The sequence below is a fragment of the Janthinobacterium sp. GMG2 genome (assembly GCF_033949445.1).
GTDB lineage: Bacteria > Pseudomonadota > Gammaproteobacteria > Burkholderiales > Burkholderiaceae_D > Janthinobacterium > Janthinobacterium aestuarii.
Genome location: NZ_JAXAWA010000009.1, coordinates 106568 through 132486, shown reverse-complemented (window position 1 = coordinate 132486; position 25919 = coordinate 106568). Strand labels below are relative to the sequence as shown.

The 25919-nt window shown below is 64.0% G+C and carries 26 protein-coding genes; 13 read left to right on the top strand and 13 right to left on the bottom strand.

From position 1 onward, the window contains the following. Nucleotides 1–44 precede the first annotated feature (44 nt). Nucleotides 45–257, top strand: a complete 213-nt coding sequence (locus SKZ59_RS26150; protein WP_139143510.1) for a hypothetical protein — start codon at nt 45–47, stop codon at nt 255–257. A gap of 20 nt (nt 258–277) precedes the next feature. Here the strand turns inward: SKZ59_RS26150 and SKZ59_RS26145 are convergent, their stop codons facing one another. Continuing rightward, the gene (locus SKZ59_RS26145) at nt 278–829 is read right to left on the bottom strand and encodes a cob(I)yrinic acid a,c-diamide adenosyltransferase (protein ID WP_034749092.1); all 552 of its coding nucleotides are present in this window, start codon (nt 827–829) and stop codon (nt 278–280) included. Nucleotides 830–980: 151 nt separating this feature from the next. Here SKZ59_RS26145 and SKZ59_RS26140 point away from each other — a divergent pair, with 151 nt between their 5' ends. From SKZ59_RS26140 to glcF, 3 genes are read left to right on the top strand one after another with little or no spacing between them, the layout of a single operon-like run. Further along, nucleotides 981–2471, top strand: a complete 1491-nt coding sequence (locus SKZ59_RS26140; protein WP_128141300.1) for an FAD-linked oxidase C-terminal domain-containing protein — start codon at nt 981–983, stop codon at nt 2469–2471. A 16-nt stretch (nt 2472–2487) separates the two neighbouring features. Then, nucleotides 2488–3558 carry a glycolate oxidase subunit GlcE gene (gene glcE, locus SKZ59_RS26135; RefSeq protein ID WP_319993394.1) on the top strand — a complete coding sequence of 357 codons (1071 nt, stop codon included), beginning with the start codon at nt 2488–2490 and terminating at the stop codon, nt 3556–3558. A gap of 6 nt (nt 3559–3564) precedes the next feature. Then, nucleotides 3565–4800 (top strand): glycolate oxidase subunit GlcF, encoded by a 1236-nt coding sequence (glcF, locus tag SKZ59_RS26130; RefSeq protein ID WP_319993393.1) that lies wholly within the window; start codon nt 3565–3567, stop codon nt 4798–4800. Here the strand turns inward: glcF and SKZ59_RS26125 are convergent. The 4 genes from SKZ59_RS26125 to SKZ59_RS26110 all read right to left on the bottom strand — a co-directional run bounded on the left by SKZ59_RS26125 (nt 4793) and on the right by SKZ59_RS26110 (nt 9759). Next, nucleotides 4793–6901, bottom strand: a complete 2109-nt coding sequence (locus tag SKZ59_RS26125) for a putative bifunctional diguanylate cyclase/phosphodiesterase (protein WP_070305758.1) — start codon at nt 6899–6901, stop codon at nt 4793–4795. The two genes, glcF and SKZ59_RS26125, sit on opposite strands and share 8 nt — an antisense overlap. 184 nt (nt 6902–7085) lie before the next feature. Next, the gene (locus tag SKZ59_RS26120; protein ID WP_319993392.1) at nt 7086–7571 is read right to left on the bottom strand and encodes a glutathione peroxidase; all 486 of its coding nucleotides are present in this window, start codon (nt 7569–7571) and stop codon (nt 7086–7088) included. Nucleotide 7572: 1 nt separating this feature from the next. Then, on the bottom strand, nt 7573–8712 hold the full coding sequence (locus tag SKZ59_RS26115) for a PilT/PilU family type 4a pilus ATPase (protein WP_413774604.1): 1140 nt from the start codon (nt 8710–8712) through the stop codon (nt 7573–7575). A 3-nt stretch (nt 8713–8715) separates the two neighbouring features. Continuing rightward, the gene (locus tag SKZ59_RS26110; RefSeq protein ID WP_034749074.1) at nt 8716–9759 is read right to left on the bottom strand and encodes a type IV pilus twitching motility protein PilT; all 1044 of its coding nucleotides are present in this window, start codon (nt 9757–9759) and stop codon (nt 8716–8718) included. A gap of 70 nt (nt 9760–9829) precedes the next feature. Between SKZ59_RS26110 and SKZ59_RS26105 the strand changes: the two genes are divergently transcribed. Then, the gene (locus SKZ59_RS26105; RefSeq protein WP_046683520.1) at nt 9830–10531 is read left to right on the top strand and encodes a YggS family pyridoxal phosphate-dependent enzyme; all 702 of its coding nucleotides are present in this window, start codon (nt 9830–9832) and stop codon (nt 10529–10531) included. A gap of 16 nt (nt 10532–10547) precedes the next feature. Next, a complete protein-coding gene (proC, locus tag SKZ59_RS26100) occupies nt 10548–11378 on the top strand; it encodes a pyrroline-5-carboxylate reductase (protein ID WP_319993391.1) in 831 nt (276 codons plus the stop codon). Between the two features lie 3 nt (nt 11379–11381). On the opposite strand, the gene SKZ59_RS26095 is transcribed toward proC, so the two are convergent. The 8 genes from SKZ59_RS26095 to SKZ59_RS26060 form a co-directional block, all read right to left on the bottom strand. Beyond that, complete coding sequence (locus SKZ59_RS26095; RefSeq protein ID WP_319993390.1) at nt 11382–12098, bottom strand: anti-sigma factor domain-containing protein; 717 nt, start codon at nt 12096–12098, stop codon at nt 11382–11384. Beyond that, nucleotides 12095–12664: a sigma-70 family RNA polymerase sigma factor gene (locus tag SKZ59_RS26090; RefSeq protein ID WP_374106884.1), complete on the bottom strand. Its 570-nt coding sequence runs from the start codon at nt 12662–12664 to the stop codon at nt 12095–12097. Before SKZ59_RS26090 ends, SKZ59_RS26095 begins: the two co-directional genes overlap by 4 nt. An 80-nt stretch (nt 12665–12744) precedes the next feature. Then, nucleotides 12745–13302 (bottom strand): DUF3455 domain-containing protein, encoded by a 558-nt coding sequence (locus SKZ59_RS26085; protein WP_070305748.1) that lies wholly within the window; start codon nt 13300–13302, stop codon nt 12745–12747. 90 nt (nt 13303–13392) lie between these two features. Next, nucleotides 13393–13740, bottom strand: a complete 348-nt coding sequence (locus SKZ59_RS26080) for a hypothetical protein (protein ID WP_319993389.1) — start codon at nt 13738–13740, stop codon at nt 13393–13395. After that, on the bottom strand, nt 13737–14123 hold the full coding sequence (locus SKZ59_RS26075; RefSeq protein ID WP_319993388.1) for a phage holin family protein: 387 nt from the start codon (nt 14121–14123) through the stop codon (nt 13737–13739). The genes SKZ59_RS26080 and SKZ59_RS26075 overlap by 4 nt, the downstream gene beginning before the upstream one ends. A gap of 56 nt (nt 14124–14179) precedes the next feature. Then, nucleotides 14180–14536 carry a glycine zipper domain-containing protein gene (locus SKZ59_RS26070; RefSeq protein ID WP_046683402.1) on the bottom strand — a complete coding sequence of 119 codons (357 nt, stop codon included), beginning with the start codon at nt 14534–14536 and terminating at the stop codon, nt 14180–14182. Nucleotides 14537–14644: 108 nt separating this feature from the next. Continuing rightward, complete coding sequence (gene ubiA, locus SKZ59_RS26065) at nt 14645–15499, bottom strand: 4-hydroxybenzoate octaprenyltransferase (RefSeq protein ID WP_319993387.1); 855 nt, start codon at nt 15497–15499, stop codon at nt 14645–14647. Nucleotides 15500–15557: 58 nt separating this feature from the next. Next, nucleotides 15558–16496 carry a hydrogen peroxide-inducible genes activator gene (locus SKZ59_RS26060; protein ID WP_034749044.1) on the bottom strand — a complete coding sequence of 313 codons (939 nt, stop codon included), beginning with the start codon at nt 16494–16496 and terminating at the stop codon, nt 15558–15560. A gap of 134 nt (nt 16497–16630) precedes the next feature. On the opposite strand from SKZ59_RS26060, the gene SKZ59_RS26055 reads away from it, so the two are divergent. The 7 genes from SKZ59_RS26055 (at nt 16631) to SKZ59_RS26025 (ending at nt 25917) form a co-directional block, all read left to right on the top strand. After that, nucleotides 16631–16870: a DUF3717 domain-containing protein gene (locus SKZ59_RS26055; RefSeq protein ID WP_072456842.1), complete on the top strand. Its 240-nt coding sequence runs from the start codon at nt 16631–16633 to the stop codon at nt 16868–16870. Between the two features lie 35 nt (nt 16871–16905). Beyond that, the gene (gene rfaE2, locus SKZ59_RS26050) at nt 16906–17388 is read left to right on the top strand and encodes a D-glycero-beta-D-manno-heptose 1-phosphate adenylyltransferase (protein WP_034749037.1); all 483 of its coding nucleotides are present in this window, start codon (nt 16906–16908) and stop codon (nt 17386–17388) included. A 126-nt stretch (nt 17389–17514) separates the two neighbouring features. Continuing rightward, on the top strand, nt 17515–18999 hold the full coding sequence (locus SKZ59_RS26045; RefSeq protein WP_319993386.1) for a hypothetical protein: 1485 nt from the start codon (nt 17515–17517) through the stop codon (nt 18997–18999). Beyond that, entirely contained in the window at nt 18996–20465 is a 1470-nt protein-coding gene (locus tag SKZ59_RS26040; RefSeq protein WP_319993385.1) for a hypothetical protein, read from the top strand. The genes SKZ59_RS26045 and SKZ59_RS26040 overlap by 4 nt, the downstream gene beginning before the upstream one ends. A 45-nt stretch (nt 20466–20510) precedes the next feature. Then, a complete protein-coding gene (locus tag SKZ59_RS26035; protein ID WP_319993384.1) occupies nt 20511–20951 on the top strand; it encodes a hypothetical protein in 441 nt (146 codons plus the stop codon). 34 nt (nt 20952–20985) lie between these two features. Beyond that, a complete protein-coding gene (locus tag SKZ59_RS26030; RefSeq protein WP_083293046.1) occupies nt 20986–24684 on the top strand; it encodes a tubulin-like doman-containing protein in 3699 nt (1232 codons plus the stop codon). A 33-nt stretch (nt 24685–24717) separates the two neighbouring features. Next, on the top strand, nt 24718–25917 hold the full coding sequence (locus SKZ59_RS26025) for a hypothetical protein (protein ID WP_319993383.1): 1200 nt from the start codon (nt 24718–24720) through the stop codon (nt 25915–25917). The last annotated feature ends 2 nt before the right edge of the window (nt 25918–25919 follow it).

Genomic DNA, 25919 nt, shown 5'->3' with positions numbered 1-25919 from the left:
TGACATGTTGCGTGTTTACTTCACGTCGCTCACTAAGGAACAGCATGTTTAAAAAAATCGCTTTTTTTCTTTTTGTTGCAGGTGCCAGCCTGTCGTTCAACAAGGCGGCAAACAGCACTCCAAGCTGTGGTTTCCAGTGCGCCCAATTAAGGGGAATTTGTCTCGACGAAGGCCGGGGTGACGCTTCCTGCCGCGACAACTACAATTTCTGCGTTGAAAACTGCCGTAATGGCATCTATCCCGAGATGCCGGAATAAGCAACACGTGCATGGCCGCGTCATCTGGCGCGGTCATGCCGCCACAGCACGTCGCTGCCGCCGGCAAAGCGGTTGAGCACGCGCGACAGCACGAACAGCAGGTCGGACAGGCGGTTCACGTACTGGCGCGGATGCTCGTGGATGGTTTCCGCATTGGCCAGCGCGACGATGCTGCGTTCGGCGCGGCGGCACACGGTGCGGCACACATGCGCGAGCGAGGCGGCGCGCGAGCCGGCCGGCAGGATGAATTCGGAAAGGGCCGGCAAGTCCGCATTGTATTTCGCCAGCAGGTCATCGAGGCGCAGCACGTGTTCTTCCTTGATCAGCTGGTAGCCGGGGATGCAGATTTCTCCGCCCAGGTCGAACAGGTCGTGCTGGATGGCCACCAGCTCGTCGCGCAAGGCGTCGGGCATGGCTTCGCACAGCAGCAAGCCGATATTGGAATTGAGTTCGTCCACGTCGCCCATGGCGTGGATACGGGCGCTGTCTTTGCTGGTACGGCTGCCGTCGCCCAGGCCGGTGCTGCCATTGTCGCCCGTGCGCGTGGCGATTTTCGAAAGTCGGTTGCCCATGATGCGGATCCTGTAAAGAAGAATGGGGGCAGCATACGACACTGCGCGCCGCCCGGCGCCGGATTTGCGGGCAAATCGGACAAAAAATGCGGTGCGCGCCACTTTTGTGCTTACAATCGTTGCACGCCCATGCCCATTTGTCTCCCATCTTATGCTCAATGCTGCCCCTGAATCCGGATTGACCGCCGCGCGCCAGCAAGCCGTCGTCGCGGCCCTGCTGGCCGTGCTGCCGGCCCGCTGCGTGCTGTCCGACGCCGAAGATACGCGCCCTTACGAATGCGACGGTCTGGCCGCCTACCGCCAGTTGCCGATGGTGGTGACCTTGCCGGACACGGAAGAGCAGGTCATCGCCATCCTCGGCGTCTGCCGCGAACTTGGCGTGCCGATCGTGCCGCGCGGCGCCGGCACGGGCTTGTCGGGCGGCGCCTTGCCGATCGCCGATGGCGTGGTGCTGTCGACGGCGCGTCTGAACCGCATCGTGCGCGTCGATGCGTACGCGCGCACGGCCGTGGTGCAGCCGGGCGTGCGCAACCTGGCCATCTCCGAAGCGGCCGCACAATATGCCTTGTATTACGCGCCCGATCCCTCGTCGCAGATCGCCTGCAGCATCGGCGGCAACGTGGCGGAAAACTCGGGCGGCGTGCATTGCCTCAAATACGGCTTGACCGTGCATAACGTGCTGCGCGTGCGCGTCGTCACCATCGATGGCGATGTGCTGGAGCTGGGTGGCGAATGCCTGGACTCTCCCGGTCTCGACCTGCTGGCCGTCTTCATCGGCTCCGAAGGTATGCTGGGCATCGTCACGGAAGTGACCGTGAAACTGATACCGAAGCCGGCCACGGCGCGTGTCATCATGGCGTCGTTCGGCGACGTCGTCACGGGCGGCAATGCCGTGGCCAACGTGATCGCCGCCGGCATCATTCCGGCCGGGCTGGAAATGATGGACCAGACGTCGTCGCGCATGGTCGAGCCGTTCGTCAAGGCCGGCTACGACATCGACGCGGCCGCCATTTTGCTGTGCGAAGCGGATGGCACGCACGAGGAAGTGGAAGAGGAAATCGCGCGCATGACGGCCGTGCTGGAAGGGGCGGGCGCCAGTGCGATTGCCGTTTCGCAGTCGGAAGCGGAGCGCATGAAATTCTGGTCCGGCCGCAAGAACGCCTTTCCCGCCGCCGGTCGCATCTCGCCCGATTACTATTGCATGGACGGCACCATCCCGCGCAAAAAACTGGCGGAAGTGCTGACGGGTATCGCCGCCATGGAAACGACGCATGGCTTGCGCTGCGCGAACGTGTTCCACGCGGGCGACGGCAATCTGCACCCATTGATCCTGTTCGACGCCAACATGCCCGGCGAATTCGAGCGCGCCGAAGCGTTTGGCGCCGATATCCTGGCCCTGTGCGTGGCCGTCGGCGGCACCATCACGGGCGAACATGGCGTGGGCATGGAAAAGATCAATTCCATGTGCGTGCAGTTTACGCGCGCCGAACTCGATGCCTTCTTTGCCGTCAAGCGTGCCTTCGATCCCCACACCTTGCTGAACCCGGACAAGGCGATTCCCACCTTGAACCGCTGCGCCGAATTCGGCAAGATGCATGTGACGGCGGGACGTCTGCCGTTTGCCAACCTGCCTCGTTTTTAATTTTCCGGAGACCCCTTTGCAAGCGATAGCGGAACAATTCAGGCAGCAGATACTGGCGGCCAGCGCGGCGGGCAAGCCCTTGCGCCTGCGCGGCGGCGGCACGAAGGACTGGTATGGTCAGCAGCTGACAGGCGAGGTGCTCGACACGCGCGCATATGCGGGCATCATCGACTATGAACCGACGGAGCTGGTGATCACGGCCCGCTGCGGCACGCCGCTGGCCGAGATCGAGGCGGCGCTGGCCGCGCGCAACCAGATGCTGGCGTTCGAACCACCGCACTTCGGCCCCGGCGCCACGGTGGGCGGCGTCGTCGCCAGTGCCTTGTCCGGCCCGCGCCGGGCCAGCGCGGGCGCCTTGCGCGATTTCGTGCTGGGCGCCGTGCTGATGGATGGCCATGGCGAACGCCTGGCCTTCGGCGGACAAGTCATGAAGAACGTGGCCGGCTACGATGTCTCGCGCCTGCTGGCGGGGTCCTTGGGCACCTTGGGCCTGATCCTGGAAGTGTCGCTGAAGGTGCTGCCCTTGCCGCTGCGCGAAGCGACGTTACGCGTGGCGTGCGCGGAAATCGCCGCCTTGCGCATGCTTAATGAGTGGGCGGGCAAGCCGCTGCCGATATCGGCCAGCTGCTGGCACGATGGCGTGTTGACGGTGCGCCTGTCCGGCGCCGAGGCGGCTGTCTCGGCGGCGCTGCAATCCTTGGGTGGCGAAGTGCTGGCATACGATGACGCGGCCGCCTTCTGGCTGTCCGTGCGCGAGCAAACGCATGCATTCTTTGCGGGCGCGGGCAGCCTGTGGCGCTTGTCGCTGCCGCCGCACGCCAGCGCGATGATCCTGAAAGGGCGCCAGCTGATCGAGTGGGGTGGCGCGCAGCGCTGGCTCAAGCTCGATGGCGACGCCGATGCGGCCGGCAGCGTGCAGATTCGCCAGGCCGTGGCGGCCGCTGGCGGCCACGCCACCCTGTTCCGTGGCGGCGACAAGGCCGTGGGCGTGTTTCACCCGCTGGCGCCGGCCGTGGCCACCATCCACCAGCGTCTGCGGCAGGCTTTCGACCCGGCCGGCATCTTCAACCCGTACAGAATGGATTGAGCGCGCATGCAAACCAATCTCGCCGATTTCATCAAGAATACGCCGGCAGGCGACGAAGCCGAAGCCATCTTGCGCGCCTGCGTGCATTGCGGCTTTTGCACGGCCACCTGTCCCACCTACCAGTTGCTGGGCGACGAACTCGATGGCCCGCGCGGACGCATCTATTTGATCAAGCAAGTGCTCGAAGGCGCGCCCGTCACGGCCAAGACGCAGACGCACCTGGACCGCTGCCTGACCTGCCGTAACTGCGAGTCGACCTGTCCCTCGGGCGTGCAGTACGGGCGCCTGGTCGACATCGGCCGCAACGTCGTCGAACAGCGCGTGCAGCGTCCCTTGCGCGAACGCGCGCTGCGCTTCGCCCTGAAGGAAGCATTGCCGCGCCGCTGGCTGTTTACGCCCATGTACAAGGCGGGGCAGGCGTTGCGGCCGCTGCTGTCGAAAAGCTTGCAGGACAAATTGCGCCCGGGCGCCGCCGCCGGTGCATGGCCCACGCGCCAGCACGCGCGCAGCATGCTGCTGCTCGACGGCTGCGTGCAGCCGGCCATGTCGCCGAACATTAACGCGGCCACGGCGCGCGTGCTCGATGCCTTGGGCGTGCAATTGATCGTCGCGCCGAAGGCCGGCTGCTGCGGCGCACTGCGCCATCACCTGAATGACCAGGACGCGGCGCTGGACGAAATGCGCCGCAATATCGACGCCTGGTGGCCTTACGTAGACAGCGTGGACAGCGCGGAAGCCATCGTCATGACGGCGTCCGGCTGCGGTGCCACGGTGAAGGAATACGGCCATTTGCTGGCGCATGATGCGCAGTATGCGGAGAAGGCGCGGCGCATCGCGGCACTGACGCGCGATCTGTCCGAGATCATGCCGGCGTTTGAAGCGGAACTGGCGGCGCTGCTGAAAGGGCGCATCGGAAAACGGGTGGCGTATCACCCGCCGTGTACCCTGCAGCACGGCCAGCAGGTGCGCGGCAAGGTGGAGCAGGTCTTGCGCGCCGTCGGCGTCGACGTGCGCCTGTGCGCGGACAGCCATTTGTGCTGCGGTTCGGCGGGCACGTATTCGATCCTGCAGCCGGAATTGTCGCAGCAACTGCGCGACAACAAGGTGGCGAACCTGGAAGCGTGCGAGCCGGAGATGATCGTGTCGGCCAATATCGGCTGCCTGAGCCACCTGCAGTCGGGTACGGAGACGCCCGTGCGGCACTGGATCGAGCTGATCGACTCGGCCTTGGCGCCTACATAGGCACTTCGCTGTACTGCGCGATGCGCCATTGCGGCGCCGGCACGAAGTTGGCGGCCCACTCCAGCACGGCGTCGGCCGGCATGGGGCGGGCGATGCCGTAGCCTTGCGCCAGGTCGCAGCCCAGCTGGATCAAACGCGCGCCATGTTCGACGCTTTCCACGCCTTCGGCGATCACCGTCAGGCTGAAGGAGCGGGCCAGGCCGATGACGGCGCGCACCAGGTGCAGGTCGTCGCGGTCGTTGAGCATATTGCGCACGAAGCTCTGGTCGATCTTGACGATATTCGCCGGCAGGCGTTTCAGGTATGACATCGACGAGTAGCCGGTGCCGAAATCGTCGAGCGCGAACGTGATGCCCAGCGCCTGGCAGGCGCGGATGATGCGGCGCACGTCTTCGATGTCGTGCAGGGCCGACGATTCGAGGATTTCCAGTTCCAGCATGCTGGCGCGCACGCCGGGAAATTCGCCGAGGATGGTTTCCAGGCGCGAGACGAAATCCGGTTGCTGGAAGTGGCGCGCCGCGATATTCACGCTGACCACCCAGTGCTTGCCACTGGCCACCCAGCGCTGCATTTGCCACAGGGCCTGGCGCAGCACCCATTCGCCGATATCGATGATCAAATCCGTCTGTTCCACCAGCGGCAGGAATTGCGCGGGCGCCAGCACGCCGCGGCGCGGATGCTGCCAGCGCAGCAGCGCTTCCATGCCCACCACGGTGCCGGCGCGCATGTTCACCTTGGGCTGGTAGTACAGCCGCAGTTCGCCATTGATCAGGGCATGGCGCACTTCCGTGCGCTGGTTGTGGTGGGTGCGCACTTCTTCATCGAGATTGGTGTCGAAGAAGTGGTACTGGTTGCGCCCCGTCAGCTTGGCCTGGTAGACGGCGTGGTCGGCGTGGCGCAGCAGGCTTTCCGTATTCAAGTCCTTGCCCGCGTAGACGGCGATGCCGGCGCTGGCCGTCATGTGCAGCGCCTGCTGGTCGCACTGATAGGGGCGGCACAGTTCCGCCATCAGCTGCGTGACGTTCTGTTCGATGCTGGCGATGCTGGCCTGGCCGCACAGCAGCAAGACGAATTCATCGCCGCCCAGGCGCGCCGCGTAGTGGACCTGGCCCGTAAAGCCGTGCAGGCGGCCGGCCACCTGCTTGAGGATTTCATCGCCGGCCTCGGCGCCGTAGCGGTCGTTGATGGCCTGGAAGTGGTCGAGGTCGAACAGGCAGACGGCCAGCAGACGCTGGCGTTCGCGCGCGAGGAACAGTTCCTGTTCGAAGCGGGCGGCCAGCGCGGCACGGTTGGGCAAACCCGTCAGCACATCATTGTAGTTTTGCCAGGACAGCTTTTGCAGCGCCTGCTGCATGTGCACGGTTTCGTTCAATTGCTCGCCCAGCTGGCGCTGGCTGGTCTTCAGCGTGGTCAGCAGTGCTTCGATATCGCCGGCCATGCCGTTGAACGACTGCGACACGGCTTGCGCTTCGGGCGTGGCGCCGGCCACCAGGCGCACGGCGAAGTTGCCGTCGCGGAAGCGGTCGGTCGCTTGCACAAAGCGCGCCAGCAGCTTGCGGTGCGTGGCCAGGATCAAGCCCAGCAGCACGAAGACGAGCACGATATTGATGCTGCTGAGGACGGCCTGCTCGCGCACCCTGAGCCACACCTGCGCCAGGGGCAGGCCGGGCGTGTAGTGCAGGTCGAGGATGCCGTCGCCGCCGTCCGGCAGCGCCACCGTCAGGCGGCTGCGGATGGCCGTGATGCCGGCCAGGCGCGCGAACCACGCCGGCACCGTGGCCAGCGTGCCGGCCAACTTGCTGTCGGCCAGCACCTCGACATGTCCGCCAGCCGTGTCCCAGCGCGCGGAAACGAGGCTGCGGTTCAGCGGCAGGGCGCTGCGCAGCACCTGGCGCACGCTGTCGTGCATCGCGTGACTGTCCGCGTGCACGGCCAGCGGCAGCACGCTATTGGCGAGGAACAGGTCGAGTTGCCGCGCATCGCTCTGGTAGCGCGCATTGGCCAGCGCCGTTTCCGTGCCGAGCAGGGCGTGATAGCGAACGGCGGAAACGGCGAGTATCAGGAAGAAAATAGGAAGAAAGAGGCGGGAATAAATTCCCATCCGCATCCATGAAGATAATATTTTCCCAAAGACTGGCATCGTTTTTTGATCGATATCTGCGAATAATTATGCAAACATTATCACCGAAATTTGCTATTGGAAACACAATATTGATATCAAGCATGAAATAAGTGCGGATTGATTGATTTCGGCAATTATTGTTTTTAATCAAACCGTCAAATTGCTATTCCTGTAGCAATTGCCGAATGTCGGTCGCCAGGCTGGCCGGTTTGCTGGCCGTCGCGTAACGGCGAAATACGCTGCCATCCTTGCGCACCAAAAACTTGGTGAAATTCCATTTGATCGACTGCGTGCCCAATATGCCGGGCGCCGCCTGTTTTAATTGCGCAAATACGGGGTGCGTATGCGGGCCATTCACGTCGACCTTGGCAAACAGGGGAAAGGTGACGCCGAAGTTTTTCTCGCAAAAGGCGCCGATTTCCGCATTCGATCCTGGTTCCTGCTGGCGGAATTGATTGCAGGGAAAACCCAGCACGACCAGCCCCTGCGCGTGGAATTCGCGGTACAGCGCTTCGAGTCCCTGGTATTGCGGTGTGAAACCGCAGGCGCTGGCCGTGTTGACGATCAGCAGTACCTTGCCTTTGTATTGCGCCAGGTCGACCGGCGTGCCGTCCAGTGCCTCGGCCTGGAAATCGTGGATGCTGGTCATGTCAGAGGAGTCCCAGTTTGGTGGCGCCCGTTTGCGGGGCGGGTTCCGGCGTCGTTGCGCCCTTGAGTTTGATTGTCAGGCGCAGGTCGTTGACGGAGTCCGCATTGCGTAGCGCGTCTTCATAGCTGATGGCGCCCGCTTCGTGCAGGTCGAACAGGGCCTGGTCGAACGTCTGCATGCCGTGTTCGCGCGATTTTTTCATCAGTTCCTTGATCTCGTGCACCTGGCCCTTGAAGATCAGGTCGCTCATCAGCGGCGAATTGAGCAGGATTTCCAGCGCCGCCTTGCGTCCGCCGCCTTCCTTGTTGGGAATCAATCGCTGCGAAATCATGCCCTTCAAATTCAGCGACAGATCCATCAGCAACTGCTGGCGCCGCTCTTCGGGGAAGAAATTGATGATGCGGTCCAGCGCCTGGTTGGCATTGTTCGCATGCAGGGTGGCCAGGCACAGATGGCCCGTCTCGGCAAACGCGATGGCGTGGTCCATCGTATCACGGTCGCGGATCTCGCCGATCTGGATCACGTCGGGCGCCTGGCGCAGGGTGTTTTTCAGGGCCGTGGCCCAGTCGTCCGTATCGACGCCCACTTCGCGCTGGGTGACGATGCAGTTGCCGTGCGGATGGATGAATTCCACGGGGTCTTCGATGGTGATGATGTGGCCATGGCTGTGCGCGTTGCGGTGGCCCACCATGGCGGCCAGGGTGGTCGACTTGCCGCAGCCTGTGGCGCCCACCATGATGACGAGGCCCCGCTTGCTCATGACGATGTCTTGCAGGATGGCCGGTAAGCCGAGCCCATCGAGCGTGGGGATGGCGGTATTAATCAAGCGCAAGACCATGCCTGCCTGGCCCATCTGCACGAAGGCGGACACGCGGAAACGCCCGAGGCCGTCCGGGCTGATGGCGAAATTGGCTTCGCGGCTGGACGCGAACTCGGCCGCCTGGCGTTCGTTCATGACGGCGCGCACGTAGCCGGCCGCCTGCTGCGCGTCGAGCGCGCCGCCCGCCAGCGGCGTCAGTTTGCCGTCGAGCTTGATGGCGGGAGGAAAGCCGGCCGTGATGAACAGGTCCGAGCCGCCCCGTGCGTGCATCTGCGCCAGCAGCGCGTGCATGGCGCCATAGTGTTCGTGCGTCGTCTGCATGGCTTATCCGGGGAAGTTTTCAGGGGCCTTGGCGGCCGAGCGGGCCGTCTCGGCCGAGATCGTGCCGCGCCGTACCAGGTCGGACAGGCACTGGTCCAGCGTCTGCATGCCCACGTTGCTGCCTGTCTGGATGGCCGAATACATTTGCGCCACTTTTGCTTCGCGGATCAGGTTGCGCACGGCCGGCGTGGCCAGCATGATTTCATGCGCGGCCACGCGGCCCGCGCCATCCCTGGTTTTCAGCAGGTTCTGCGAAATGACGGCTTGCAAGGATTCGGACAGCATGGCGCGCACCATTTCCTTTTCCTCGGCGGGGAAGACGTCGATGATGCGGTCGATCGATTTCGCCGCTGACGAGGTGTGCAGGGTGCCGAACACGAGGTGCCCCGTCTCGGCCGCCGTCAGCGCCAGGCGGATGGTTTCCAGGTCGCGCAATTCGCCCACCAAAATCACGTCCGGGTCTTCGCGCAGGGCCGAGCGCAGCGCATTGCTGAACGAATGCGTGTGCGAACCGACTTCGCGCTGGTTGATCAGGCATTTCTTCGGTTCATGCACGAATTCGATCGGGTCTTCGATGGTCAATATATGGTGGTTCAGGCGCTCGTTGACGTGGTTCACCATCGCCGCCAGGGTGGTCGACTTGCCGGAGCCGGTCGGTCCCGTCACCAGCACGAGGCCCCGTGGGCGCATGGCCAGCTCGCCGAAGATGCGCGGCGCGTTCAGGTCTTCCAGGGTCAGCACCTTTGACGGAATCGTGCGCAGCACGGCCGAGGCGCCCCTTTCCTGGTTGTAGGCGTTGACGCGGAAGCGGGCCAGGCCGGGAATCTCGAACGAGAAATCGCATTCCAGCGCTTCTTCATACGCCTTGCGCTGGCTGTCGTTCATGATGTCGTAGATCATGCTGTGCACTTCCTTGTGCTCGAGCGGGGGCACGTTCAGGCGGCGCACGTCGCCGTTGACCCGTATCATCGGCGGCAGGCCGGAAGACAGGTGCAGGTCGGAAGCCTTGTTGCTGACGGAGAAAGCGAGTAGTTCGGAGATGTCCATTTATAATCCCTGTGCCTGCATTGATGGGCTGGCGCACTGTGCCGCCGCCCCTATACACTAGAAAATGATTATGTCCACAATCGAACAGAACTTGCAAGCCGTGCGCGAGAGTATTGCGCAGGCCGCCGCTGACGCGCAGCGCGCCCCTGGCGACGTGACCCTGCTGGCCGTCTCGAAAACCTTCGGCGCGGACGCCGTGCTGGACGCCATGCGCGCGGGCCAGGCGGCGTTCGGCGAAAACTATCTGCAGGAAGCGCTCGACAAGATTGCCTTTGTGAAGGCGGCCGCGCCGCAGCACGCGCCCGCATGGCATTTCATCGGTCCCATCCAGAGCAACAAGACGCGCCCCATCGCCGAGCACTTCGACTGGGTGCATACGGTGGAACGGGAAAAGATCGCCGCGCGCCTGTCCGAGCAGCGCCCGGCCGGCTTGCCGGACTTGAATATCTGCCTGCAAGTCAATATCAGCGGCGAGGCCAGCAAGAGCGGCGTGACGCCGGCCGAACTGCCGGCGCTGGCGCATGCCGTGGCGCAATTGCCCCGTTTGCGTTTGCGCGGCCTGATGGCCATCCCCGAGCCCGAAACGGAGCTCACGCTTCAGCGCGCTGCCTTTGCGCAACTGCGCGCGCTGTACGAACAATTGAAGGCCGAAGGGCTGGCGCTCGACACCTTGTCGATGGGCATGTCGGCCGACTTGCGCGCCGCCGTGCTTGAGGGCGCCACCATCGTGCGCGTGGGCAGTGCCATCTTTGGTTCCCGCAACTATTCCTGATGAAGAGAGAACAAGCATGACGACAGAATTGAATATCGCCTTTGTAGGCGGCGGCAACATGGCCGCGGCCCTGATCGCCGGCCTGGCGGGTAAATTGACCCTGGGCGGCAACATCCACGTGATCGACCCGCATGCGCCGGCGCTGGAAAAACTGCAGGCGCAATTCGGCGTCACGACGGCCACTGCCGCTGGTGACGCGTTGCGCGGCGTGGATGTGATCGTGCTGGCCGTGAAACCGCAAAGCATGCGCGAGGTGGCGGCGCAATTGCTGCCCTTCCTCGACGGGGAGCGTGCGCCATTGATCCTGTCGATCGCGGCCGGCATCCGCGCGCAAGACCTGTCGCGCTGGCTCGGCGATTACCGGGCCATCGTGCGTTGCATGCCGAACACGCCTGCCCTGATCGGCATGGGCATCACGGGCATGGTGGCCAGCAGCGGCGTCAGCGAAGAACAGAAAAAGACGGCGGACGCCATCCTGCGCGCCGTCGGCCAGACGGTCTGGCTCGATGATGAAGCGAAGATCGACCCCGTGACGGCCGTGTCCGGCAGTGGTCCCGCCTATGTGTTTTACTTTATCGAAGCGATGCAGCAGGCGGCGGCCGAACTGGGCTTGACGCCCGAGCAGGGCACGCAACTGGCGATTGCCACGTTTACGGGGGCGGCGCAGCTGGCGGCGAACTCCAGCGACCCCGTGTCCTTGCTGCGCGAGAGGGTCACGTCGAAAGGCGGCACGACCTACGCGGCCCTCACCAGCATGGAAGAGAGCGGCGTGAAGGCGGCCATCGTCAAGGGCATCAAGGCGGCGGCGCAGCGCGGACGCGAGATGGGGGACGAGCTGGGCAAATAAACGCTACATCACCTTGACGGCGCGGCCGATATACAGGATCGGCCCAGTCGGCCTGCCTGTCGGCGAGCCCGTTTGCGGCTCCAGCGTGATTTCAAACAATTGATCGGGCTGCAGCGGCGGCAGCTTATCCAGTGTCAACTTGAGGCTTTGCCCCGGCTTGACGAGGCCCAGCGAGACGGGCGCGCCCCAGTCCTTGCCCTTCGTCCAGAATTGCAGGGCTTTTTGCTGCGGCACGGCAGTCGGGCCCAGCGGGATCAGGCTCAGGTCGCGGTTCTTGCCGCCGCGTCCGCCCGCCTGCACGATCCAGCCCGGCGATTTATCCTGCGGCGCCACCAGCACCACCAGATAGCCGGGTCCGCTGGGCGCTTGCAATTGCGTAGTGACCAGCACGGCCAGCGCGGCCGTAGCCGCCAGGCCGCCACCGGCCAGCACTCGCCAGAAGGCCAGGCTGTTCCACCACGCTTGCCAGCCGCCCGCTTGCCGCACGGCTTTCGGCGTGAACAGGCTGGCGCTGATGCGCGGCCACAGCTGTGCTGAAGGTACTTCGGGCGGCGCCAGCGTGGTCAAGGGCAGCAGACGCTGTTCCCAGGCATCGACGGCGTCGCGCAGGGCTGGTTCGCGCGGCAAACGCTGTTCCACTGCCGCCCGTTCGGCCAGCGCCAATGTTCCCAGCACGTATTCGCTGGCCAGCCTGTGCAATTCCTCGTCGCTGTTGATCATTGCATGCACTCCCGCAAGGCGGCCAGGCCCCGCTTGACCCAGGCCTTGACGGTCCCCAGCGGCGCTTGCAGGCGCTGCGCGATTTCGCTATGGGAACAGCCATCGACGTAGGCGTACAGGATGCTATTGCGTTTGGGCTCGTCCAGGTGCCCGAGGCAATCGTGCAGCTTGCCCAGGTCCGCCTGGTCGGCATAGGCCTCGCCCGTATCATGGCTTTGGCGTTCGTGCAGCAGGGTTTCCACGGTATCCTCGTCGGCTGACAGTTCATGGGCGCGGGCACGCGCCACGTCCAGCGCCTGGTGCCGCACCACCACATAGATCCAGCCCTTGCCGCTGCCGCGCGTGGCGTCGAAACTGCCTGCGCGGCGCCAGATATTCAGGAAGGCGTCGTGCAGCACGTCTTCGGCCAAGGCCCGCTGGCGCACGATGCGCAGAGCCACGCCCAGCAGGTAGCGGCTTTCTTGCTGGTACAGGCCGTGCAATGCCTGCTGCTCGCCCCTGGCGCAGGCGCGCAGGGCGGCATCGTAATCGTAAGGGGCGGCGTGGGCTGGCAAGGTTGGGGCAATCGTCAAGGTTTAACGGTTAGCAAGTTTTCAAGGCCGAGTATAGGCCAGAAACCAGCTTGCCAACCGTCAACGCCAGGTATTTATACGGCTTTCCAGAAGATATAATCGGCCTGGTAGGGCACCCATTGCTTGGCGCCGATCGACTCCATGCCGCAAGGGCTGCTTGGCGCCACGCCGCCGCTGGTGGCCACGCGCTGGATGTAGCTGACGCCCTGCATGGCGCCGCTGCCCGTGGCCGGGTTGGCTTTCACCAGTTGATACGGGATGTTGCCGGCGCCGGCCGGCGCCACGGCCACTTGCGTCGCCGTCACTTTCGAGCCATCGAGGTTGGCCCAGGTGGCAGGAGGACCGACATACGTGCCGACCTGCATGCCACCGCGGTCGTTCAGAGCCGCGTCCGGGCCCACGAAGACCCATTCATGGCCCGTCATGTCTTTCTTGGCCTTGCATTCGTAGGCGATCTTGCCCACGCCCACCGTCTGCATGGCAACCTGGTGGCCATCGGGCACTTTCACGGCGTTCGGCAATTGTTCCTGCGAATAGCGCGCGCTCATGGGGGCGCAGGCGGCCATCAGCAGGGCGGCGCACAGCACCGTGAGGGAAGGGGCGGTATGGCGTGGGGCGATGGTGGCAAGCATGGCAAACTCCTGGTAGTTGGCTCAACCGGCTGGTTGATACCATTACTACGCAGGGGTTTGCTATTTGGATGCAGCCAGGAAAAAAATAATTTATTCCGGCGTTTCTTTCTTGCTGAAACGCTGCACCAGCGCCAGCACGACGGGCATGGCGGTGGTCGCGTGCTTGAGCAGCGCGCCGCTGGCCCGCAGCAGCGGCAGGAAACGGCGCGGTCGCACGAGCAGCAGGCCCAGCACGGCGCCGCCTATCATCAGGGGAATTTTGAAGCGCGTGGCCAGGGTGTGGCGCAGATTGCCGCTCGTCAATGGTTCCAGCAATTGCCGCGTCTGCACGCCCAGAGCCAGGCGCTGCAGCGCACATTCGGCCAGCAGCGCATCGCGCCGCTGCGCCAGGCTGGCGGCCGTGTGGACATGCGACAGCTTGGTGGGATGCGTGGTCATGGCCGCTCCGATCCCCGGCGGGCCAGCAGTTGCAGCTCGTCCAGGTCTTTGTTCAGTTCGGAAAGTGTGAAGGACAGCAGTTTCGGCTTGCTGCGGAAACTGGCGCGCACGCCCAGCAGGGTGGTGATGGCGGCAACGATGAAGACGGCGGCCGTGATGGCGATGGCGGCGATGCGATGCGTGTCCCAAAATAATACGATGACGAGGAACACGATCAATACCAGGCCGACGAACAGGCACAGCAGTGCCAGCATGGCCAGGGCCAGATAGGACAGGAAGCGCAGCGACTCTTCTTCCATTTCCACTGCCGCCAGGGCCAGACGGGTCTGGACGATGGCGGCGAGGGTCGCTGCGACTTGGGCGACATGGTGCATGATAGCCATATGCTGCCTTTCGCGTCAGGAGACGGCTTATGCCGTCGGTGCTGCGTCGATACTAACTAGCGGCGTGACGAGGAAAGCAGCAGGCCGAACAGCACGCCCACGACGGCGCCCGCGCCCACGGCTTTCCACGGATTGTCCTGCACGTACTCGTCAGTGGCCTTGGCCGCCTTCTTGGTCCGTTCGAGCAAGTCTTCTTCCAGCTTGATCAAGTCTTTCTTGGCCGTTTCCAGGGTGGCGATGAACTTGTCCTTGACGGCTTTGACATTCTCGCCCGTCTGATCCTTTGCGCCGTCGAGCCAGCCTTCCGCTTCATTGATGACGGTTTTCAGGTCGCCGACCAGTTTGTCGCGGGCCTTGTCGGCGTCGGCGAGGATGCTGTCGCTGCTGGATTTTCCGGTATGTATCGAGCTCATGTATTACCTCATGGAAGTGAAACTGCACAGTGAAATACCAGTGTAGGCAGCTGCGGCCAGGCTTGTCTTGCGCCGCCTCAAGGGCTACCGCGGCGCAAGGGGTATTGCTTAACGGAAAGCAAAGTCCAGTACCACGCCCGCAAACACCGCTGCTCCTAGCCAGTTATTATGCCGGAATGCCGCAAAACACGGCATACGCTCGCGTGCGCGGATCAGGGTGTAGTGGTAAACGGCGCAGCCGGCCGCAACTACCAGGCCCCCGACGAACCAATAACGCAAGCCCAGGTACCAGCCGCAGCCCAGCCACAGCAGCAGGAAAACGGCATAGCAAAACATGACGATGGCCACGTCGTAGCGGCCGAAGGTGATGGCCGACGTCTTGATGCCGATTTTTAAATCGTCGTCGCGGTCGACCATCGCGTATTCCGTATCGTAGGCCACGGCCCAGAAAACATTACCGAGCAGCAGCAGCCAGGCGACGACGGGCACGGAATCCGTGATGGCGGCAAAGCCCATGGGAATGCCGAAACCGAAGGCGATACCGAGATACGCTTGCGGAATGGCAAAGAAGCGCTTGAAGTAGGGATAGGTGCCGGCGATGATGACGGCGGCCACGGACAGTTGCTTGGTCAGCGCATTCAAGGGCAGGATCAGGCAAAAGGCCAGCACGGTCAGCACGCCGGCCACGGCCAGCGCTTCCTTGCCGCTGATGCGTCCGCTGGTGATGGGGCGCTCCGCCGTGCGCTTGACGAATTTGTCGATATCCTGGTCGGCGTAGTCGTTGATGGCGCAGCCTGCCGAACGCATCAGGAAAGTGCCGAGAGTAAAGATGAGCAGCAGCCGCCAGTCCGGCACGCCCTGCTGCGCCAGCCACAGCGCGCACAGGGTAGGCCACAGCAGCAATACGGTACCGATAGGCTTGTCCAGCCGTATCAGGCGGAAATACAGCGCCAGCTTGTTCATGGAAGACTCGATCTTGTTGAAGAGAAAGGTCGATTATCGCAAATAGTATGTAAATGTACTATTCGTCGTCTTCGCACAAGGGGGTAATGCCAGGCAAGTTGCAGCTGGCGATGGCCGCGCACAGGGCGTCGATGGCGGCCTTGCGCGTAAAACTCTTACGCCACAGCATCACCACCCGGCGCGATGGCACGGGTTCCGCGAACGGCCGGTATTCGAGCATGCCGTCGGTGGCGTGCATATTGGTGACGGAGGCGCGCGGCAAGACCGTCAGGCCGATGCCGCTGGCCACCATGTGGCGGATGGTTTCCAGTGAAGAACCTTCAAACGTGCGTTGCATGCCGTTGCCAGGCGAGGAAAAACGCGCCATTTCGGGGCACACTTCCAGCACCTGGTCGCGGAAGCAGTGGCCATTGCCCAGCAGTAGCATGGTTTCCGATTTCAAATCCTGCGCGGCGATTTTGTCACGCGCCGTCCACGGATGCTGGCGCGGCATGGCGACGACGAAGGGCTCGTCATACAGTTCCTGCATCGCCATGCCGTGGTCGGGCAGGGGCAGGGCCATGATGGCCACGTCCAGTTCGCCCTGGCGCAGCAATTCGAGCAAGCGAACCGTGAAGTTTTCCTGCAAGATCAAAGGCATCTGCGGTACCTGGTCTATCATGGCCTTGACCAGGGGCGGCAGCAGGTAGGGGCCGATCGTGTAGATCACGCCCAGGCGCAGGGGGCCGGCCAGTGGATCCTTGTTTTGCTTGGCGAGTTCCTTGATGGCAGCCGTCTGTTCCAGCACGCGTTCGGCTTGCGCGATGATCTGCGCGCCCAGCGGCGTGACGGAGATTTCCGCACCGCCCCGTTCGAACAGGACCACGCCCAATTCGTCTTCGAGTTTTTTGATGGCCACTGACAGGGTGGGCTGGGCAACGAAGCAAGCTTCGGCGGCATGGCCGAAGTGCTTCGCTCGCGCGACTGCAACGATATATTTCAGTTCAGTCAGTGTCATAGGTTGATTGAAACACAGGAAGTACTTACTTGCAATGAATGAAAGGTGGCGCAAACGTGAAACTGTGGCGCCGATGGCGTATTGTAGCGGATCGCCCCCTATAATGCGGGACCGGGCGGCGGAGGGAGAGGGCGATGGAACTGCGGATGCAGGCGCTGGAAGCGGCGATCAATTACTGGCGCGCCAGGCAACCGGCGCGCGGCAATGAATATGCGCTGTCGCCGCCCGTCAGCCGTCTGGCCGGCGTGTATGCGCTGATGATTTACCACCGGCAAGATCGCATTGCCGAAGAGGACCTGGACCCGGCGATTCTGGCCTTGATCGATGCCTGGCGCCGCGATGCCGGCGGCATCCAAAGCGATAGCCACGCCTGAGCGTGACCATAATTAACCCAACAAGAGATATATCCATGCCTGACTTTGAAAACAAACTGTGCGGCCGTGACGAACTGCGCGCCCGCGCCGCGGCCCTGCCGAAACCGGTGGTGGTGACGAACGGCGTGTTCGACATTTTGCACCGCGGCCACGTGACGTATCTGGCGCAGGCGCGCGCGCTGGGCGCTTCGCTGATCGTTGCCGTGAATACTGATGCTTCAGTGAAACGTCTAGGCAAGGGCGACGACCGTCCCCTGAACAACTGCGAAGACCGCATGGCCGTGCTGGCCGCGCTGGAATCGGTCAGCCTGGTCGTGCCATTCTCGGAAGATAGCGCGCTGGAAGTGGTGCAGGACATTCAACCGGAAATCTATGCCAAGGGTGGCGACTACGACATGACGGCCATTCCGGAAGGCAAAGCCGTGCTCGCGTATGGTGGCCAGGCCGTGGCCATCGATTTCGAGCATGACCGCTCGACCACCAAGCTGTTGACGAAAGTGCGGGCGCAGCAGGGCTGAGGAAGCTCGTCAATGTTTCCATACAGATAAAAAGACGTTACTATGAGAACTGCCAGGGCTGCGACTTCGTTTTGACAGCCCCAGCACGTTACACCGTCTGAATGCATTGCTTGTCATAGAAAATAAATGGATCATAAAACTTCTGGGGATTGGCCACTGCCCTCCGGCGCCTGGTACGTCGATGACGAGGGCGCGTGGAGCATGCAGCGCAGCGCGGACGGCCAGAACGTCTCGCCCTTGGTGAGCCATGCCGATATCGGCAAGCTGATGCTGGCGCGGCGCCTGCCCGCGGCCGCCGACGCGCCCGTGCGCCAGTTTCCACCCGAATTCTCGTTCGACCCCGTTTCTGGCGCGGCCTTGCAAGTGCCGCCCGACACCTCAATTACCCCGCCGTGGGTGCCGCCCTATGGCGCACACCCCGTCAGCGACGTGCCGCCGGCTGGCCCGGCCGGCTTGCGCCAGGCCAGCGTGCCCCTGAAACTGGCCGACCAGCGCGTCCGCGAAGAGCATGCGCAAGCCGATGCCTCGCTGCCCATGCCGCCGCCCGGCGAATACGAATTCTTTTCCGCCCAGTTCGGCACCAGCGCGCCCGCGCTGCTGGCGCTCGACCCGCGCAAGGCCGTCCTGCACGCGTGGCTGCCCGCCTCGAAACGCTGGCTGGCGCTGGACCCCGACTATGGCAGCCTGCTGGCCGAATCGGACCTGGCCCACGGCGCTTGGCGCGCCGAGCTGGTGCCGGAATTCAATAGCGTGCTGGTCTTGCCGACCAGTCATGGCCTCGCCTGCATCCGCCCCGACGTGCCATCGCTGACCTACGTGGTCGAGCACGTGGGCGGCGCACCGTGCATCGCCAGCCCCGTCTGGTTCCAGAACCGGCTGTGGGCACCGCTGCGCGACGACGATGGCCGCATCCGCTTCGTCAACCTTGACGCCGCGCAAAAGCCTGGCAGCGACGTGCTGCTCGACGGCATGCTCGACCTGGGTAGCGTCAGCGCGCCCGTCGCCTACAACCGCATGGCCGTGTGGCCGTGCGCCAACGGCCAGCTGCGCTTGCAGCTGCAGCCGGACGGCAACGTGGCCGCCTCGTTCACCCCGTGGCCCGAAGGGCTGGTGCCGCACTTCGAATTCGGCAGCCCCTACGTGTCGCGCGACGGCGGCCTGTGGCAGCTGTGCTTCGAGCGCAGCCGCGGCACCTATGTCTACGTGAAACTGGGCGCGCAGGCCGAACGGGCCGACGCGCTGGCGCCGCGCCTGTGCTCGGGCAGCTTCAATTACCGCTTCGCCACCAAGCTGAAAACGGCGCCGTGGGAAGAGCCGGAACACGGCGACGATGGCGGCAAGAACCAGGCCGTCATGCCGCTGCTGGAGTCGAGCGTTGGCAACAGCGTCTTTGGCGTCAAGTTTGCCACCAGTGCCGGCCTGTCGAGCGTGCTGCGCTCGAACGAGCGCCTGGCGGCCCAGCTGGTGCAGGACGACGAGTTGCGCGAAACCGTGTTTCACACGTTCGCCGTCAGCGAGCCGTGGCGCTTGCGCCTGTTTGTCCATGAAGGCATGCTGTGGGCGTATCACCCCTTGCTGTCGCGCATCGATGGCTGGGCCTTGCAGGCATGAAAGCGCGCGTCCTGATTGCAGCCTGCGCCGCCTTTTTCGTCACCGCCAGCGTGCAGGCGGCCGGCATCCAGCAAGCGTTTCTTGTACAAAACTCGGGCTGGATGGAGCCGTTCTACACGGATGAACAGTCGCAGCTGAAAGCCCTCGTGGGCGCCGTGGCGCAGGCCGCCACGAACCCGTCCGATAAAGTTTATACGCTGGCCTTCAGCCAGAGCAGCGGCAGCAATGTGTCGCCCGCACTGATCGGGCAAGGGCAGGGCGGCGCCGGCGTGGCTGGCCAGCTGGCCAATCTCGGTCTGGCGCGCAAGAGCGCCGGTGGCGCGCTGGCCGACACGGATTTCCAGGAAGCCGTCACCAAGACCATCACGGGCCCGTTCCAGTCCGCCTCCGGCATCGTGTGGATTTTTACGAACAACAAGAATAGCCCGAACAACGACAGCCAGACGGCCGAGCGCAACCGCGACTTTTACCGTCTGCTGCACTTGGAACCGTCGATCACCAAGACGGTGGTGTTTCCGCTGCGCATGCCCGTGCAGGGCAAGCTGTACAGCGCCAAAGGCTTGATGGTGTATGCGCTCGCGTATGGCCAGCCCGCGTCCGAGGCGTTGACCCGCATCCTGGCCGAAGGGCGGCTGTCGCAAGTGCTGACGCGCCCGCCCGCGCGCCTGAAACCGGTGGACCAGGATGCCGTGCGCATCGTGCCCCAGTCCGTCAAGAACAGCGCCAATGTGCACGCCAGCCTGGGCCGCGACGGGCGCACCATCGTGCTCGACGTCGATGCGGCGAACCTGGTGCCGCAAGTGGTGCTGCAGGCGTCGCTGCAAAACATGTTTTTCCCGTACGTGATCGATAGCGCCAAGGTGCACGCGAGCCTGGCGGGACAGAACGCGCCGCTGCACGTTGCGCCGGATCAAATCCGCCAGCTGCAGCCGGGTGCCAGCCAGTCCGTGCAAGTGCAGTTTGCGCTGCCGATGGCGCAGATCCCGTCGCCGTGGTCGGCGCAGGCGATCGCCGCCATGGGCAAGCAGGTGATGCTGCCCATGCAGGCGCAAGTGGGCCTGTCGGAACAGCGGCTGGCACTGGCGTCCAGCTTTGGCAAGGATTTACAGGAACTGTTCCCCGGCGACCCGATCTCGGATATGTTTACGCCGCCCGACAGCGTGCGCGCCTCGCAGGCAACGATACCGCTGCTGGTGCGCATACAGTATCCGCTGCTGCCCGTGCTGGTGATACTGGGCGGCGTGCTCGCGCTTGTGCTGGGCTTGCTGGCGCTGGGCCTGGTCGGCACGCGCGCCACGCGCTACAAGGTGATGGCCGATGGCGTGCAGCGCCAAGTGCTGTTGAAACCGTTCAAGAGCGTGCAGATCCGCGATGATGACGGCCGCGACATTGGCGAACTCAAGCGGGGCCTGGGCAAGCCGGCCGTCGTGCGCGTGGCCGAAGGCCATACCCTGAGCCTGGCCTGAACACAGATTCCTTTTTAAACTAGTCAAATCCACCAGAGGCATACCATGGCGCAAGACACTCCCAAAGACAACGCAGGTTTTACTTTGCCAGTTCCGGCGTCCGCGCCGCCTGCCGCCGACGCACCGGCTGCCGGCGCAGCCGCCACCACGGCCACCACCGAGCCGGCGCCCGCGCTCGATCCCGCCAGCACGACCGATACCTCGTCGCGCGATACCCTGATCGGCGGCGTCGTGCTGTTGCTGCTGTTCATCGCCTTTTTCTTTGCCAAGAATGCCTATGCGAATGGCCTGGTCGCCAAGCGCGTGCCGCCGAACAAGGCCAATGCCTCGGGCTGGTGGCTGTTCATCTTCCTGGCCAGCCTGGCGACCGGCGTCGTGCTGGCCGCCGTGAATGCGCATAAATTCCTCGCGCCACTGTTCATGGGGCCGCTGGTGCTGGTGGGCCTGGTTGCGTTACTGTTGACCTTTACTTCCAGCCGCCGCTAAGCACGCCGTAACACGTTTTATCCAAGGAATCACCATGGCAGAGAACCTGAACCAAACCATCACCGGCGGCGCCAGCGAGCGCAAGCAGGACAAGATCATCGAACTGCGCCCGACCCTGTTCATCGGCATCGGTGGCACGGGCATGCAGGTGCTGATGCGCGTGCGCCGGCGCGTCCTCAACACCCTGTGGGGCGGCGCGGGCAACCGCACGCGCATCGAGGGGCTGGCCGACTTTCCCATCGCGCAATTCATCCATTTCGACCTCGACAATGGCGCCGTGATCGAAAGCGGCGAGTCGCAGGCGAAGGACTTGCAGTTCGACCAGGTGAAGTTCACGGATGATGACAAGGTGGTCGAATCGTTCGACATGGACAAGTACAGCCGTGATGAAGATTCCCTGGAAAAATATCCGCACATCAAGGAGTGGCTGCCTTTGACGCCGCAGCGCATCCGTGAGTTGCGTTTCGACATGAGCAGCGGTGCCGGCCAGATCCGCGCCGTGTCGCGCCTGTATTTCTTCGACAAGTACGCGAAGATCCGCGACAAGATCCGCTTGAAGTTGAAAGCGCTGAAGGCGGGCCTGTCGCACGAGCGCCAGCTGGCCGAACTGGGCTTGCGCATGGAAACGAACCGTTTCCGTATCGTCATCGTCGGTTCCGTGGCGGGCGGCACGGGTTCCGGTTCCTTCCTCGACATGGGCTTGCTGGCGCGCTGGCTGGCGCGCAGCGAAGTGGGCGCGGCCGACGTGGAGCTGATGCTGTTCTTGCCGACCGGCTACACCAAGGCCAACAAGGACCGGGTCGAGGCCAACGGCTACGCGGCGCTGATGGAACTGGAATCGGCCATGATGGGCAACAAGGGCTACGTGGGCCGCTGGGATGCGTATGATCGCCCGGAACTGACGCGCGAGCCGTACAGCGAGGTCTACCTGATCGACTCGGGCAACCTGGCCCAGCAGCACACCAAGGATGTCAGCGACGTCTACCACATGGTGGCCGATTCGCTGTTCGAGGATTTCGCCTCGGCCGACTTCGCACGCGCCAAGCGTTCGATCGCCGTCAACCAGGCGCAGCACAAGAACTCGCTGTACAACGCGCCCGTGCCGCAAGACCGCTTCGGCGACATGCGCCTGTATTTCTCCAAGCGCTTTTCCTCGTTCGGCATGGCCGTGCTCGATACGCGCCAGGAAGCGGCGCGCGACGAGCGGGCCCACCGCTGGGCCGGCGCCATGCTGCAAGCGTTCTTTGGCGTGGGCGGCACGGATGCGGGCGCCAACCGGGCCACGGATACGCAGCGCGATAACTTCCTCGCTGCCAATATGTTCCTGAAGGGCACGCCGTTCAGCGATTTCCCCGAGTTTTCCGACAAGAGCATCGAACTGAAGCGCTCGAGCGGCGACTTCATCGATTTCCGCGTCGTCGACGAATTGCTGGAAGACCGCCACGGCCACTTGCTGGCCGGCGTGGAAAACCGGGTCAACACGCGCATCAACGATATCCGCACGGGCTTTGACCGCAGCGAATGGCCGGCGCAAGTGCGCGATGCCATGAAGCACCTGGAACGCGACGCCGTGCGCGACCAGGATTCCACGGCCGACACGACGGAAGACCGCATCAGCAAGCGCCGCCGCGAAGTGCTGGAAGACGTCAAGAAAGTCGTGCGCGACCAGCTGTATGGCTACCTGGACAACAAGGAATTCGGCGGCCTCGAATACGTGCTGTCCTTGGTGGAACAGATCAAGGACCGCATCGAGGCGCCGGGCAGCGGACTGACGGCGCAGATCGGCAACAATGCCGAGCGCTACCGCGAAATCAAGGAAGCCGTGCGTTCGCGCGAATACGAGCGCCTGCTGAACAACCTGGAGCAGACGCGCAGCACCTTCGGCTTCCTCAGCAACGGCGAAAAGCAGGCGGGCGTGGTGATGGATCACTTGCGCACGGAAATGGCGAATGCCCTGAAATTCCATCTGCGCGCCAAGGCGGCGGACGAGTCCGTCATCCTGCTGGGCGAACTGTCGCGCTGGCTGGGCAACCGGGTCGGCGTCGACGCGCAAGGCCGCGCGCAGTGGAATGGCCTGGTGGGCGAGCTGCAAACGGGCCGCGAAGGCGTGCTGGCCATGCTGGCGGAACTCAAAACGGCCAATACGATTTTGCAGAAGGACCTGGACAAGGAACACGCGACCCTGATCGTCATTCCCGTCACGGAAAAAGACATCGCGCTGCCGTCGGCGGCCACCCTGCGCCAGTGGGCCGATGAAGCGTTCAAGGACATGGGCGGCTCGAAAGCGCTGTTTCCCATGCTGGGCGAACCGGCGCAACGGGGCTTGATCCTGGCCAAAGTCACGCGCATGGCCGAGAACATGATCGCCACGACGAGCCTGGTGGAAGGCGCGACAAGCACGCCCGACCCGCTGTTCGAGGCGCTGGAGCAGATGGATGTGTCCGAACGCCTGGACCGCTTCCGCAAGCTGCTGGCCTGCTCGATGCCGTGGATCGACGCCAATATGGCGGGCGACTTCACGGTCGTGTCGGACCAGTTCAAGTGCGTGATCGGCGTGGCCAACGCGGCCGCCTTCAAGGCGAAATTCGGCGCCGAGCTCGAATCGTGCGTGCCGACCCAGGTGGGCATCACGGTGAGCCAGCTGGAAATCGTCGAGACGGGCATCCGCGGGCGCGCCGTCTGCTATTGCGAACTGGCCGGCGTGCCGATGACGGTGCTGCGGGGCCTGGAAGGCTGGCGCACCAGTTACCGCAAGGAAGGCGACAACGACAAGGCGCCGACCCACACGCACATCGATCCGACGCAATTCACGCACCCGATCGCACCGAACACGGATGAGATGAAGCGCCTGGCGGAAGACTTCGGCGAATTCCTGCAAGCGATCATGCTGGGCGTGCTGACGCGCCACACGGGCCGCGTCGTGCCGCCGGGCCAGTACCAGTTTGCCGTCGAGCCGGGCGACTTGCGCCGCATCGGCAACGAGCGGGCCATCCGCCAGAACGGCATGCCTGCTTCGTACGAGAAAAATATCGCCCTGCGCATCGAAGAAAAATTGACGGCGCTTGACGCCGTGCAGACTGCCGCCATGGCGGCGCTGGCAAAATACTATGAACGCACCGTGTATGCGCCCAAACTGGTGGCGCAGGCCGATGGTTCGCAGCTGCCCTACGTCGGTTTTGGCAGCGCCATTTCCGCCGAAGTGGGTGCGCGCCTGCGCGAGTCGGCGCGCCGCAAGGGCATGGCCAGCGATGAGCTCGACCGCACGGTGCAAACCCTGCTTGGCCGCCTGAAGGAATGGGCGAACGTCATCGGCGACTCCGACAGCGATGCTTACGACTGGGAAGTGCGCGAGCCGGAAGCGGACGGTCAGCCACGCCTGAAATACGCAATCAAGGCGGAAATGCTGGAAGCGGGGCGCCTCGAACAATTGCTGCGCCCGGCCGGCGCGGCCGCTGCTCCGGCGGCAGCCGTGTTCGGCATGGCGCCGCCACCGCTGGGCGGCATGCCCCCGCCGCTGGTGGAATACCAGTATTTCCTGGGTATTAATGGCCAGCAGCAGGGACCGTTCACGGCCCAGCAGATCGTGCAGTACGTGCAGGCAGGACAGGTAGCACCAGGCACCACCAAGGTGTGGCGCGCGGGCTTGCCGGCCTGGGCCGACCTGGCCCAGTTCCCCGAACTGGCGCCCTTGTTCCTCAGCGCGCCGCCACCGTTGATGCCGCCGCCACTGTGAACGCTGGAATGACGTTGGAATGAAGGATTAGTTTTGGATATCTGTAACAAATGCAAGACGGGTCTGTGGACCGTTGTCAGCCATTGCCCGTACTGCGGTCATGCGGTGGCGGGCGCGGCCAAGCCAGCCGCGGCCGTGCCGCCGCCGCTGCCTGTGCCTCCGCCAGTAGCGCCCAAGCCACCGCCTGTGCCGGTGGCGCCTGCGCCCGCACCGAAAGCGCCACCGAAACCGGCTGTCGTTCCACCGCCAGCGCCGCCGAAGCCGGCCCAGACGCAAGCCGTGCCCAAGCCCGTGCCCGTGCCGCCATCGGTGCCACCCGTGTCGCCACCGCCCCGCAAGTGGCTGCGCTGGCTGGGTGGCATCGCCGTGCTGGCGGCCGTGATCGTCTACATGAATGGCAAGCCGGGCGGCAAGAATGAATCGGCGTGCAATGACGCCATCGACAGCGGCTTGAAACTGGTAGCGAATGGCAGCCTGGACGGCGCCCGCCAGAAGCTGGCGACGGCGAAGAATGTGTGTACGGGCAAGTCCAGCGCCAAGGCCGACGATTTGCAGGGGGCCATCGGCAAGGCCGGTGCCGCATCCAGCGGTTGCCAGCGCAGTGTGCGCGCCATCGAGCGCACCATCGACGGCCATCAATTGCAAAGCGCCGCCAAGGGCATCGCCGGGCTCGACATCGATTGCGCAGGCGCTGCCAGCGTGGATTCCTTGCGCAAGCAGCTGGCGCGCCAGCAGGCGGCAGCCGCGTCCGTACTGGTGGGCGTGCGCCAGGCGCTCGATGGCAAGGATGCGACGGCGGCACAAAATGGCATTGCCAGACTGGAAGCGATCGACCGCGAAGCGGTGGAATTGCAGCAATTGAAGGCTGACGTGCAGGCGCTGTCGGCGGCTGCGGCGCCCGCGCCTGCGCCCGTTTCAACCCCGGCTGCTGTGCCGGCGCCGGCACAGCAGGAACCGGCGCCCGTGCGCGCGGTCGAACGTTCTGCGGTGGCCGAACGTCGTCCGCTGGAAACGTCGCCCGTCGATAGCGGCGCGGCCATGCGCAACGAGATGGCGCAATCGTTCTTGCGCGATGCCGAGCGTTCTTTGCTGGAAGGCAAGTTCGATGCGGCCAAGACGTATCTGGAAAGCGCGCGCCGCGTCGATCCGGGCAATGCGCGCATCGACAATCTGTCGCGCCGCATCCGCGAGCGTGAACGGCAAGTGCTGCAGACGGAAACAACGATCAATTAGCT